Origin of the sequence: Methylopila sp. Yamaguchi (assembly GCF_002897035.1) — a bacterium.
GTDB lineage: Bacteria > Pseudomonadota > Alphaproteobacteria > Rhizobiales > Methylopilaceae > Methylopila.
This window is the reverse complement of sequence record NZ_BAUX01000009.1, coordinates 40,508-52,935: the sequence shown is the minus strand read 5'-3', so window position 1 is coordinate 52,935 and position 12,428 is coordinate 40,508. Positions and strand designations below refer to the sequence as shown.

Sequence of the window (12,428 nt, the reverse complement as noted above, 5' to 3'; positions counted from 1 at the left end):
CCCTCAGGCGATGGTGTCGACCACGCCGCCGTCCACGCGCAGCGCGGCGCCGGTGGTGGCGGAGGCCTGTCGCGAACAGGCGTAGACCACCATGTTCGCGACCTCCTCCACCGTCGCCGCGCGCTGGATGATCGAGGTCGGCCGGTTGGCCTTCACGAAGGCGGCGCCCGCCTCCTCCAGCGTGTGGCCGGTCTTCGCGACCTCGTCCTTCAGCATCTCGGCGACGCCCTCCGACAGCGTCGGGCCGGGCAGAACGGCGTTGACCGTGACGCCGGTCCCCGCGAGGCGCTTGGCGAGGCCGCGGGAGATCGACAGCGCGGCGGTCTTGGTGAAGCCGTAGTGGATCATGTCGGCCGGGATGTTGAGGCCGGACTCCGACGACAGGAACACGATGCGCCCCCAGCCGCGCTCCGCCATGCCCTTGGCGTAGGCGCGGGAGAGCCTGACGCCCGACATGACGTTGACCTCGAAGAAGCGGGTCCATTCCTCGTCCGGGATCTCGAAGAAGTCCCGCGGGCCGAAGATCCCGACGTTGTTGACGAGGATGTCCGGCGCCGGGACCGCCGCCACCAGCGCCTCGGCGCCCTCCGCCGTTTCGAGATCGGCGGCCACGCCGCGCACCTCGGCGCCGGGAACGGCGGCGCGGATCGCCTCGACGGCCTTGTCGACCGCCTCGGCCTTGCGCCCGTTCACGACCACGGTTGCGCCGGCCTCCGCGAGGCCCTTGGCGATGGCGTGGCCGATGCCCGCCGTGGAGCCGGTGACGACGGCGGTCTTGGACGTGAGATCGATCTTCATGGGCTGTCTCCTCGCAGGGCGGGTTTGCGGAGACAGCTAGGGAGCGCACCCGCCGCGAACAGCGTGCGTTGCGCTCCGCTCGCCATGTCCGCTCAGGCGGCGGCCTTCGCCTCGGCCTCCTCCAGCGCCTTGACCTCGGCGTCGGAGAAGATGCGCGAGCGGATGTGGAAGCGGACCTCGCGGCCGTTCTCGAGGCTGAACATGCCGCCGCGTCCGGGCACCACGTCGAGCGTCAGCGCGGTGTGCCGCCAGTACTCGAACTGCGACGGGCTCATGTAGAAGCCGGCGCCGCCGACCTCGCCGAGCTTCACGTCGTCGTCGGACAGGATGTAGTCGCCGACGCCGTAGCACATCGGCGAGGAGCCGTCGCAGCAGCCGCCGGACTGGTGGAACAGCACGTCGCCGTGCTCGGCCCGCAACTCGGCGATCAGCGCCAGCGCCTTGTCGGTGACGGCCACGCGGACTGGAACGTTCTGGGTCATGGGTCGAACTCCTCCGCGGAACAACATAGGCCGGGTCCCCGCTGCGGCGAAGACCCGGCCGGATGCTCCGTTCGGCGGCCGGCCCGGGCCTCAGCGCTCGCTGTCGAGATGCGCCATCTGCGCGGGCGCGTAGCGCTCGCCGGCGGCCGCGCCTTTCGGGACGGCGCGCTCGACCGCCGCCAGGTCCTCGTGCGTCAGCGCGACGTCGATCGCGCCGAGCGCCTCCGCGAGGCGGCGAGGGCTGCGTGCGCCGATCACCGGCACGATGTCCGCGCCCTGCGCCAGGACCCAGGCGATCGCGATCTGCGCGACGCTCACGCCCTTCGCGTCCGCGATGACGCGAAGCGCCTCCACAAGCTTCAGGTTGGCTTCGACGTTGCCGTCCTGAAAACGCGGGCTCATCGCGCGGAAATCGCCGGGGGCGACCTTCGTGGGAGCGTAATGCCCGCCGATGAGCCCGCGCGACAGCACGCCGTAGGCCGTGATCGCGACGCCGAGCTCGCGGGCCGCAGGCAGCACCTTGTCCTCCGGTCCACGGGAGATCAGCGAGTATTCGATCTGCAGGTCGACGATCGGATGGGTCGCCGCGGCGCGCCGCAGCGTCTCGGCTCCGACCTCGGAGAGGCCGATGTGACCCACGTAGCCGGCCTTCGCCATGTCGGCGATCGCGCCCACCGTGTCCTCGATCGGAACCTTGGGATCGAGGCGGGCGGGGCGGTAGACGTCGATATGGTCCACGCCGAGCCGCTGCAGGGAGTAGGCGAGGAACGTCTTTACGGCCTCGGGCCGGCCTTCGAAGCCGAGCCAGCTCCCGTCGGGACCGCGCTGGGCGCCGAACTTCACGCTGAGCTGGTAGCTGTCGCGCGGCCGGCCCTTCAGCGCCTCGGAGATCAGCAGCTCGTTGTGGCCCATGCCGTAGAAGTCGCCGGTGTCGAGCAGCGTCACGCCGGCGTCGAGCGCCGCATGGATCGTGGCGACGCCTTCGGCGCGGTCGGACGGGCCGTAGGCACCGGACATGCCCATGCAGCCGAGCCCGAGAACCGAGGTCTCCGGCCCGGTGCGTCCAAGCTTGCGAGTGGTCATCGAAACCTCCTGGTTGATCGCTCCAGGCCGATGTGGACCAGATCAGGCTGTGCGATAATCCCGTAGTCGGAGAACGGACCGTGCGGAAAGGCGAACAATGGGCCAGATCGACCTCAACGACGTCGCCCGCCTTGTGACCGTGGCGGAGGCCGGAGGCTTCCGCGCCGCCGCCCAGCGGCGCACCGATTCCGCCTCCGGCCTGAGCGAGGCCGTGCGGCGACTCGAGGAGGCGCTCGACGCCCGCCTGCTCAATCGCACCACGCGCAGCGTCGCGCTCACCGAAGCCGGGGCGCGGCTGATCGACCGGGCGCGTCCGGCGCTCGCCGAACTCGCGGCCGCGCTGGACGCCGTGTCGACCGACTCCGATCGGCCGACGGGCACGCTGCGCCTGAATGTGCCGACCTTCGTGGCGCGGCATGTGCTGCCGCCGATCGCCACGGCGTTCCTGAAGCGTCATCCCGGCGTGCGGATGGACGTGACGGCGCAGGACAGCTTCATCGACGTGCTGGCCGAGGGTTGCGACGCGGGCATCCGCTACGAGGAGCGCCTGGCGCTCGACATGATCGCGACGCCGATCGGGCCGCGCCGGCAGCGCTTCGTGCTGGCGGCCGCGCCGTCCTACATCGCAGAGCGCGGCGCCCCGGCGCATCCCAATGATCTGCTGCGGCACGCGCGGATCGGCCACCGCTTCCTCGGCAGCAAGGCGCTCGCCATCTGGGAGTTCGAGCGCGACGGGGAGGTCATCCGGGTGCCGCCGGAAGGGCCGCTGACCGCCTCGACGTTCGAGATGCAGATCGCGGCGGCGGTCGCGGGACTGGGCATCATCGGGCATTTTGGGGAGGCGCTGGCGGCCGATCTCGCCACCGGCGCGCTGGTCCCGGTGCTGGAGGATTGGTGGCAGGAGTTCTCCGGCCCGATGCTCTACTACCAGAGCCGCCGCCATATGCCGGCCCCGCTCAGGGCGTTCGTGGATTTCGTGAAGGCTGGCTAGGCCGATGATTTCAGGCTGAAGCGCCACGTCATGCCCGCGCTCTTGCGCGGGTATCCACGACTGCGGCGTAGAGCTGGATGCTCTCATTAAGTCATGGATACCCGGCTCCGCCGGGCATGACGACGCGGGTGTAAGTTGGCCGATGCGAGCGACGCTGATCCCGAAGGGCTTAAAAGAAAAGGGCGGCCCGGAGGCCGCCCTTCGCAGTTTTCGATGCGCGTCCCGTCTCAGAAGAACCCGAGCTTCTTGGCGGAGTAGCTGACCAGCATGTTCTTGGTCTGCTGGTAGTGGTCGAGCATCATCTTGTGGGTCTCGCGCCCGATGCCGGACTGCTTGTAGCCGCCGAAGGCCGCGTGGGCGGGGTAGGCGTGGTAGCAGTTGGTCCAGACGCGGCCGGCCTGAATCCCGCGGCCGAAGCGGTAGGCGCGGGTGCCGTCGCGGGTCCACACGCCGGCGCCGAGGCCGTAGAGCGTGTCGTTGGCCTGGGACAGGGCGTCCTCGTCGTCCTTGAAGGTCGCGACCGAGAGCACGGGGCCGAAGATCTCCTCCTGGAAGATCCGCATCTTGTTGTGGCCCTTGAACACCGTCGGCTTGACGTAGTAGCCGCCGGCGAATTCGCCCTCGAGCTCATTGCGGCCGCCGCCGGCGAGCACTTCCGCGCCCTCCTGCTTGCCGATGTCGATGTAGCTCAGGATCTTCTCGAGCTGCTCCGAGGAGGCCTGCGCGCCGACCATGGTGGACGCGTCGAGCGGCGAGCCGAGTTTGATCGCCTCAACGCGCTTGATCGCCTTCTCCATGAAGCGGTCATAAATCGACTCCTGAATGAGCGCGCGGCTCGGGCAGGTGCAGACCTCGCCCTGGTTCAGCGCGAACATGACGAAGCCCTCGATCGCCTTGTCGAAGAAGTCGTCGTCCTCGGCCACCACGTCGGCGAAGAACACGTTCGGCGACTTGCCGCCGAGCTCCAGCGTCACCGGGATCAGGTTCTGGCTGGCGTACTGCATGATCAGGCGGCCGGTCGTGGTCTCGCCGGTGAAGGCGATCTTCGCGATCCGGTTCGACGAGGCCAGCGGCTTGCCGGCTTCGAGGCCGAAGCCGTTGACGACGTTCAGCACGCCCTCGGGCAGGATGTCGCCGATCAGCTCCAGCAGCACCATGATCGAGGCCGGCGTCTGCTCGGCCGGCTTCAGCACGACGCAGTTGCCGGCGGCGAGCGCCGGAGCGAGCTTCCACACCGCCATCAGGATGGGGAAGTTCCACGGGATGATCTGGCCGACGACGCCCAGCGGCTCGTGGAAGTGGTAGGCGACCGTGTCGTGGTCGATCTCGGACAGCGCGCCTTCCTGCGCGCGGACGCAGCCGGCGAAATAGCGCCAGTGGTCGATCGCCAGCGGAATGTCCGCCGCCATGGTCTCGCGGATCGGCTTGCCGTTGTCCCAGGTCTCGGCGAGCGCGATGGTCTCGAGGTTCTCCTCCATCACGTCGGCGATCTTGAGCAGCATCGCCGCGCGCTCGGCGACCGAGGTGCGGCCCCAGGCGTCCTTGGCCTTGTGAGCGGCGTCGAGCGCCAGCTCCACGTCTTCCTTCTGCGAGCGGGCGATCTCGCAGATCTTCTGGCCGTTGATCGGGCTGGTGTTTTCGAAGTAGCGGCCGCCGACCGGAGGCACGAAGCGGCCGCCGATGAAGTTGTCGTAGCGTTCCTTGAACGGCGCCTTGGTGAAGGCTTCCATGCGTTCCGGCTTGTTCATCGTTATGTCCTCCCGAGACAGCGTTGTGCCTGCCGCCCCTATGGCATCAGCCGTGCCAAACGCCGTTGTGCGGTTGCTCTGACGGCCGCGCGCGCCGCGGAGGGCGCTGTGGTTTCAAGGAGAAAGGCCGCCGGACCGGCGGCGCCGACCTTCGACGAGGTGGACGGACGGCCGACGGCCGTGAAACAGTGTCGCCAAAAGAAGCGCCGCCGGTGCGACAGCTGTCGCAGCATGCGACGCCAGCACAGGGACGGACGCCATGCGGCAAGACCCGCCGCGCGCCGACGTGATCCAGGCGCGCCATGATTTCTTCGACCTCGGCGCCGCGCCGACCGGCCTCGTTCCCGGCGCGATCCTGCGCTCGTGGCAGCGCTGCGCCGCGCGGGGGTTCGACAGCCACGACCGCCCCCGGCTGGAGCCCGGCCTCGCCAGCGAGCTGCGCGAACTGAAGGAGCGCAACGAGCGGCTGATCCGGCTGTCGCGTCCCGAGCTCGAAAGCCTGACGCGCGAGGCGGCGGAGAGCGGCGGCATCGTCATCCTCACCGACGGCGCGGGTTTCGTGCTGGACGCGCTGGGAGACCCGGCCTTCGCCGGCAAGGCGGCGAACGTGGCGCTGCGCCCCGGCGTGCCCTGGAGCGAAGCGACCGCCGGCACCAACGCGATCGGCGCGGCGCTGGTGGAACGTCGCGCCGTAGAGGTGCGCGGGGCCGAGCATTATTTCGAGCCGCACCGCATCCTGAGATGCGCGGCGGCGCCGATCCTCGACCCCTACGGCGCGCTGGTCGGCGCGCTCGACCTCACCGGCCACGCGGCGCTGCCGCACGACCGCGCTCTGACGCTGGTGCGCTCCTGCGTCGACCAGATCGAGCACCGCATGTTCGCCGAAGCCTTTCCGAAGGCCGAGGTGATCCGCCTGCACTCCGACCCCGAGCGTCTCGGCGTCGCGCAGGAGGGCGTGCTGGTGTTCGAGGGTTCGCGCCTCGTGGCCGCCAACCGCCACGGCCTGAAGCTGATGGGGCTCGACTGGAACGCGCTCGGCGCGCGCTCCTTTGGCGACCTGTTCGACGGCGGCCCCCGAGGCGAGGGCGAGCTCAGCCTGCTCCGCAGCCGCGACGGTCGCGATCTCCACGCCCGGCTGCGCCGCGCGCCGGCCGCGACGCCCGGCGGCGGGCCGAAGGCTCCGCCCGCGCCCGCCCCGCAACCCGCCTCCGCGCCTCAGCCCCGCCGGGCGTCAGGACCGGTGTTCGACGCGCAGACCGAGCGCGACCTCGCCCGCGCGGCCCGTCTCGTCGACGGCGACGTGCCCGTGCTGATCCAGGGCGAGACCGGCTCGGGCAAGGAGGTGTTCGCCCGCGAGGTTCACCGGCTCAGCCGCCGCGCCGACAAGCCCTTCGTGGCGGTGAACTGCGCGGCCCTGCCCGAGGGTCTGATCGAGGCCGAGCTGTTCGGCTACGAGGAGGGCGCCTTCACCGGCGCCCGGCGCGCGGGCTCCAAGGGCCTGATGCGCGAGGCGGACGGCGGCGTGCTGTTCCTGGACGAGATCGGCGACATGCCGCTCGCCCTGCAGGCCCGGCTGCTCAGGGCGGTGCAGGAGCGCACGGTGACGCCGCTCGGCGGCGGGAAGCCGCACCCGATCGACGTGCGCCTCGTCTCCGCCACCCACCGCGACCTCAAGGCCATGACCGAGGCCGGCGCGTTCCGGCCCGACCTCTACTACCGCATCGCCCAGTACGGCTTCGCCCTGCCGGCCTTCCGCGCCTTGCCCGACCGGGCCGGCGCCCTCGCCGCGCTGTGGGAGAGGGTCGCGCAGGACGGCCGGACGCTCGCGCCGGCGACGCTCGCGCGCCTGGCCGCCTACGACTGGCCCGGCAACCACCGCGAGGCGGTGGGCGCGATGCGGGCGATGGCGGCCCTGTCGGAGCCCGGCGAGCGGATCGGCCCCGAACTGCTGCCCGCCGCCATCCGCGACGTGACGCCTGCGCCTACGGCGCCTGTCCCGGCAGAGGGGCTTGAGGGCCTCGCCCGCGCCGCCATGCGCGCGGCGATCGAGGCCGCGGACGGCAATGTGGCCGAGGCTGCGCGTCGTCTCGGGGTCAGCCGCAGCACGCTCTACCGCCGCGCCGTACCGGGCGGCCCGCGCCGCCGTCGGGTAGGCGGCTGACGCGGCCTGCGTAAACCTTCCCGCATCCCGGAGTTAACCTGATGTCCCGCATCCTCGAGGTCTACCTGTCCGTGCTGTCGCCCTGGGCGCACCTCGGGCACGCGCCGTTCCTCGAGCTCGCCGCGCGGCATGGGCTCGCACCCGTATGGCGGCCGGTGCATCTGCCGGGGCTGTTCTCCGAGACCGGCGGCCTCCCGTTGGCCCAGCGCGCCATCCAGCGCCAGCGCTACCGCTTCGTGGAGCTGCAGCGCTGGGCGGAGGCGCGCGGCCGTCCGATCCACCTGCGCCCGAAGCACTGGCCGTTCGACGCGACGCTCGCCGACGCCGCGGCGCTCGCGCTGATCGCCCGGGGCGAGGATCCCGCGCCTTATCTTGGCGCCGCCATGCGCGGCGTGTGGGAGGAGGAGCGCGACCTCGCCTCGCGGGACACGATCGCGGACGTGCTCGCCGAGCAGGGCTTCGACGCCGACGCCGTGATGGCTGAGGCCGCCCGCCCGGAGACCGCCGCGGCCTATGCCCTCAACCGCGCAAAGGCGACCGACGCGGGCGTGTTCGGATCGCCCGCCTATGTGCTCGACGGCGAAGTCTTCTGGGGCCAGGACCGGCTCGAGATGCTCGACCAGGCGCTCGCCAGCGGCCGCGCCCCTTACACGCCGGACTTCTGACGCCGCCTCGGTTCCGCCACGCTCCGCGCGCTCAACTGAGACCGAGACGCGACGAGGAGGCCCGACCCATGCGCACTTTGTCCGCCATCGCCGCCGCGAGCCTCGTCGCGGCGCTGTGCGTCGCCGCAGGCCTCGGCGGGGGTCCCGCCGGAGCCGACACGCCCCGGGTCGACCGCTACGCCTTGACCCCCGCGGACGGCGGCTTCCTCAGGCTCGACCGCGAGACCGGCGCGACCGCGTTCTGCGCGACCGCCGGCGACGGCTACGCCTGCCGACCGACCAAGGAGGAAAAGGCGCTCGGGTCCGGCGGCCGTGAAGGCCGGCTCGAGGCGCGCGTGGCCGAACTCGAGGCCAAGGTGAAGCGGCTCGAGGACGGTCTGCCGCCGCAGCCTTCCGCCAAGGACGGTCCGCTGACCCGCGACGACCAGACCTTGCGGCTGCCGACCGACGAGGAGATCGACAAGATCGCCGGCTTCTTCGAGCGCGCCATGAAGCGGATGCAGCGTTTTGCGGAAAGCCTCGCGCGAGACCCCGCCCCGGAGCCGGATCAGCAACGGCTTTGAGCCGATCGCATCCGCGTGGCCTTTCGGGCGCAGCCGAGGCGCCGCCACATCACGAGACTTCGGCGACGCTTACCGTCCCAGCGCGGCGTCGATCAGCTTGAGCGCGTCGGGGCTCGCCCATTCGGCGGGGCCTGGCAGGTAGCCGATCTCGCAGCCCGCCTTGTCGAGGATCAGCGTCGTCGGCAGCCCGGCCCCGCGGCCCGCCGCGCGGAGGTCGCGGAACATCTTGTTCGACGGATCGGCATGGAACGGCAGGTCGGTGACGCCGATCTCCTTGAGGAAGGCCTTGGGCTTCTCGACGCCGCCGAAATCGAGCGCGATGGGCGCGACCGCGAAGTCGGGACCGCTGCGCGCGCGGGCCAGCTCCGCGAGCGCCGGCATCTCCTTGCGGCAGGGCGCGCACCAGGTCGCCCAGAGGTTCAGCACCACGACCTTGCCGCGATATTGCTCCAGCCCGCCGTTCGCGCCCGCCTCGTTCTGAAACACGAGTGGAGGAAGCGGTCGGGGCGCGTCGGGCGTGACGACCGCCGCCACTTCGCCGACGGCCGCCGCCTTCATGGCCTTCAGGGTTTCGGGCGAGGCGGCGCAGGCGGCTTCGCCCTTGTCCTGCGCGGCGATCCCGTATAGGGCGAGCGCGCCTAGAGCGGCGCCGGCGACGAGCGCGAGCGCCACGAGGCGGACAGCGGAAAAGCGCGGGCGGCCCGCGGGGTCGGACATGGCGTCTCGCCTTCGTTTCGGCGCGCCGTCTCCGCAGATTTCGAAGAGCGGCGGCAAGGGACCTGATCGCGATGAGCAACTCGATGTGGGGCGGGCGGTTCGCCGACGCGCCGGACGCGGTTCTCGAGGCCATCAACGCCTCGATCGATTTCGACCGCCGCTTCTACGCCCAGGACATCCGCGCCTCCAAGGTCCATGTGGCGATGCTCGCCGCGACCGGCATCGTGGCGCGCGAGGACGCGGCCGCGATCTTCAAGGGTCTGACCGAGGTCCAGGCGGAGATCGAGAAGGGCGATTTCACCTTCTCGCGAGCGCTCGAAGACATTCACATGAACATCGAGAGCCGTCTGGCGGAGATCGTGGGTCCCGCCGCCGGGCGGCTGCACACCGCGCGCTCCCGCAATGACCAGGTGGCGACCGATTTCCGCCTGTTCGTCCGCGACGCGCTCGACGCGCTCGACCTCAGCCTCGCACAGCTGCAGACCGCGCTGGTCGACAAGGCGATCGAGCACTCGGCCACGGTGATGCCGGGCTTCACCCACCTCCAGAGCGCGCAGCCGGTCACCTTCGGCCACCACCTGCTGGCCTACGTCGAGATGATCGGCCGCGACCGCAGCCGCCTCGCCGACGCCCGCAAGCGCATGAATGAATGCCCGCTCGGCGCGGCGGCGCTCGCCGGCACCTCATTTCCGATCGACCGCACCATGACGGCGCGCGGACTCGGGTTCGACCGGCCGACCGCGAATTCCATCGACTCCGTCTCCGACCGCGACTTCGTGCTCGAAACGCTTTCGGTCGCAGCGATCTGCGCCGGGCACCTCTCGCGCTTCGCGGAAGAGATCGTGCTGTGGTCGACGCCGCAGTTCGGCTTCATCAAGCTCTCGGACCGGTTCTCGACCGGCTCGTCGATCATGCCGCAGAAGCGCAATCCGGACGCGGCCGAGCTGGTCCGCGGCAAGTCGGGCCGCGTGACCGGCGCGCTGGTCGCGATGCTGACGGTGATGAAGGGCCTGCCGCTCGCCTACTCCAAGGACATGCAGGAGGACAAGGAGGGCCTGTTCGACGCGCTCGACACCCTCGACCTCTGCGTCGCCGCGACGGCCGGCATGGTGGTCGACATGACGCCGGACCCGGCCGCCATGCGCCGCGCCGCGGGCTCCGGCTACTCGACCGCGACCGACCTGGCGGACTGGCTGGTTCGGGTCGTCGGCATGCCGTTCCGCGAGGCCCATCACGTCACCGGGCGCATCGTCGCCAAGGCCTCGGAGACGGACACGCCGCTGGAGAAGCTCACGATCGAGGAGATGCAGGCGGTCGAGCCTCGCATCACCGAAGAGGTGTTCGAAGTGCTCGGCGTGCGGAACTCGGTGAAGAGCCGCACCAGCTACGGCGGCGCGGCCCCCGACAACGTGCGCGAGCAGGCCGGCCGTTGGCGGCGCATCCTCCGCAAGGAGATCGCCAAGCTGGAGACGCCGGCCGAGGAGATCTGAGGGGCGACGCCCCTCGCGCTCGCGCGCTCGGGCCAGTTGCGCGCGGGCGGCAAACCGTCTCTAAGGGTTTTCCGCCCGACCGCCGCTTTCGAGGAAGCCGCCCCGTGACGAGCTCGCTCCGCTCCGCCGCCGTCCTGGCTCTGCTCGTCGTCGCCGCCGCGCTTGGCGGCTGCGGGCGCAAGGGCCCGCTCGAGCCGCCGCCGGACGCGCCGAAGACCACGGTCACCAAACCGGACGGCACGACAGAGCAAAAGATCGTCAAGCCGTCGCGCCCCTTCGTGCTCGACGGCCTGCTGAACTGACACGCACGGGCTGAACGGCCCCCGGACGCACGCAATGCATCATTTCGCTTACGCCGAGGGCGCCCTCCATGCGGAGAACGTGCCGCTCGCTCGCATCGCCGCGGAGGTCGGAACGCCGGTCTACGTCTACTCGACGGCGACGCTGACGCGGCACGTCCGGGTGTTCTCCGCCGCGTTCGAGGGCGTCGACCATCTCGTCTGCTACGCGCTCAAGGCGAACTCGAACCAGGCGGTGCTGGCGACGCTCGCCCGTCTCGGCGTCGGCATGGACGTGGTCTCGGGCGGCGAACTTGCCCGCGCGCTCGCGGCCGGCGTGCCCGGCGAGCGCATCACCTTCTCGGGCGTCGGAAAGACCGCAGAGGAGCTGTCGGCAGCGCTGGACGCGAAGATTCTCGCCTTCAACGTGGAGAGCGAGCCGGAGCTGCGGCTGCTGTCGCAGGTCGCCACGCAGAAGGACGCGACCGCCCATATCGCGCTGCGGGTGAACCCCGACGTGGACGCGAAGAGCCACGCCAAGATCTCGACCGGCTCCTCGGAGACCAAATTCGGCGTGCCGATCGCCGACGCCCGGCGGGTCTACGCCGAGGCCGCGCGGCTTCCGGGGATCGCGGTCGCGGGCGTCGACATGCACATCGGCAGCCAGATCACCGCGCTCGACCCCTTCGACAGCGCCATCTCGCGCCTGGTGGCCTTCGTCGGCGAGCTGCGCGCGGACGGCCACAGCATCGACCACGTCGACCTCGGCGGCGGGCTCGGCATTCCCTACCGCGACGACAACGAGCCGCCGCCCCACCCCGACGCCTACGCGGGCGTGGTGAAGCGCCTGACTGAGGGGCTCGAGGCCAAGCTGATCTTCGAGCCGGGCCGGCTGATCGTCGGCAACGCCGGCGTGCTGCTCACCCGCGTGATCTATGTGAAGGACGGCGCGGCGAAGCCCTTCGTGATCGTCGACGCCGGCATGAACGACCTGATCCGACCGACGCTCTACGACGCCCATCACGAGATCTGGCCGGTCGTGCGCCCCGATCCGGACGCGCCCCGCGTAAAAGCCGACGTCGTGGGGCCGGTCTGCGAGACCGGGGACTACATGGCGCTCGGCCGCGACATGGCGCGGCCTGCGGCCGGCGACCTGCTGGCGATCATGTCCGCCGGGGCCTACGGCGCGGTGCAGGCCTCCACCTACAATTCGCGCCCCCTCGTGCCGGAGGCGCTGGTGAACGGCGCGGCCTATGCGGTCGTCCGCCCGCGACCCTCGGTCGAAGAGCTGATCGCGCTGGACCGGGTGCCGGAGTGGCTCGAAGGCTGACCGGCTCACGGCGGCGTGACGCGCGCCGCGGTCCGCGGGGTAGCGTCGTGCGTACGCCGTGCTAGTCTCCGGACTTCGAGTGCGGAACGCCTTGGGGACGGGCGCGCACGGGAGACCGGCGT

12 protein-coding genes are annotated in these 12,428 nt (G+C 71.0%); 7 read left to right on the top strand and 5 right to left on the bottom strand.

Features of this window, described 5'->3' with window-relative positions; genetic code table 11:
* Positions 1–3: 3 nt before the first annotated feature.
* The 3 genes from METY_RS11920 to METY_RS11910 form a co-directional block, all read right to left on the bottom strand.
* The gene (locus METY_RS11920) at positions 4–798 is read right to left on the bottom strand and encodes an SDR family NAD(P)-dependent oxidoreductase (protein ID WP_103121619.1); all 795 of its coding nucleotides are present in this window, start codon (positions 796–798) and stop codon (positions 4–6) included.
* Positions 799–890: 92 nt separating this feature from the next.
* Positions 891–1,280 carry a DUF779 domain-containing protein gene (locus METY_RS11915; RefSeq protein ID WP_103121618.1) on the bottom strand — a complete coding sequence of 130 codons (390 nt, stop codon included), beginning with the start codon at positions 1,278–1,280 and terminating at the stop codon, positions 891–893.
* A 90-nt stretch (positions 1,281–1,370) separates the two neighbouring features.
* A complete protein-coding gene (locus tag METY_RS11910) occupies positions 1,371–2,363 on the bottom strand; it encodes an aldo/keto reductase (protein WP_103121617.1) in 993 nt (330 codons plus the stop codon).
* A 97-nt stretch (positions 2,364–2,460) separates the two neighbouring features.
* Between METY_RS11910 and METY_RS11905 the strand changes: the two genes are divergently transcribed.
* Entirely contained in the window at positions 2,461–3,354 is an 894-nt protein-coding gene (locus tag METY_RS11905; RefSeq protein WP_103121616.1) for a LysR family transcriptional regulator, read from the top strand.
* Between the two features lie 227 nt (positions 3,355–3,581).
* Here METY_RS11905 and adh read toward each other — a convergent pair whose 3' ends face one another.
* On the bottom strand, positions 3,582–5,102 hold the full coding sequence (adh, locus tag METY_RS11900; protein ID WP_103121615.1) for an aldehyde dehydrogenase: 1,521 nt from the start codon (positions 5,100–5,102) through the stop codon (positions 3,582–3,584).
* A 259-nt stretch (positions 5,103–5,361) separates the two neighbouring features.
* Between adh and METY_RS11895 the strand changes: the two genes are divergently transcribed.
* The 3 genes from METY_RS11895 (at position 5,362) to METY_RS11885 (ending at position 8,491) form a co-directional block, all read left to right on the top strand.
* Positions 5,362–7,263, top strand: a complete 1,902-nt coding sequence (locus METY_RS11895) for a sigma-54-dependent Fis family transcriptional regulator (protein WP_103121614.1) — start codon at positions 5,362–5,364, stop codon at positions 7,261–7,263.
* A gap of 41 nt (positions 7,264–7,304) precedes the next feature.
* A complete protein-coding gene (locus METY_RS11890; RefSeq protein WP_103121613.1) occupies positions 7,305–7,928 on the top strand; it encodes a 2-hydroxychromene-2-carboxylate isomerase in 624 nt (207 codons plus the stop codon).
* 68 nt (positions 7,929–7,996) lie between these two features.
* Positions 7,997–8,491, top strand: coding sequence for a hypothetical protein (locus METY_RS11885; protein ID WP_103121612.1), 495 nt, complete (start codon positions 7,997–7,999; stop codon positions 8,489–8,491).
* 69 nt (positions 8,492–8,560) lie between these two features.
* Here the strand turns inward: METY_RS11885 and tlpA are convergent, their stop codons facing one another.
* A complete protein-coding gene (gene tlpA / locus METY_RS11880) occupies positions 8,561–9,208 on the bottom strand; it encodes a thiol:disulfide interchange protein TlpA (RefSeq protein ID WP_103121611.1) in 648 nt (215 codons plus the stop codon).
* Between the two features lie 71 nt (positions 9,209–9,279).
* Between tlpA and argH the strand changes: the two genes are divergently transcribed.
* The 3 genes from argH to lysA all read left to right on the top strand — a co-directional run bounded on the left by argH (position 9,280) and on the right by lysA (position 12,306).
* Positions 9,280–10,698 (top strand): argininosuccinate lyase, encoded by a 1,419-nt coding sequence (argH, locus tag METY_RS11875; RefSeq protein ID WP_103121610.1) that lies wholly within the window; start codon positions 9,280–9,282, stop codon positions 10,696–10,698.
* 104 nt (positions 10,699–10,802) lie between these two features.
* Entirely contained in the window at positions 10,803–11,000 is a 198-nt protein-coding gene (lptM, locus tag METY_RS11870) for an LPS translocon maturation chaperone LptM (protein ID WP_103121609.1), read from the top strand.
* 34 nt (positions 11,001–11,034) lie between these two features.
* Positions 11,035–12,306: a diaminopimelate decarboxylase gene (lysA, locus tag METY_RS11865; protein WP_103121608.1), complete on the top strand. Its 1,272-nt coding sequence runs from the start codon at positions 11,035–11,037 to the stop codon at positions 12,304–12,306.
* Positions 12,307–12,428: the final 122 nt, after the last annotated feature.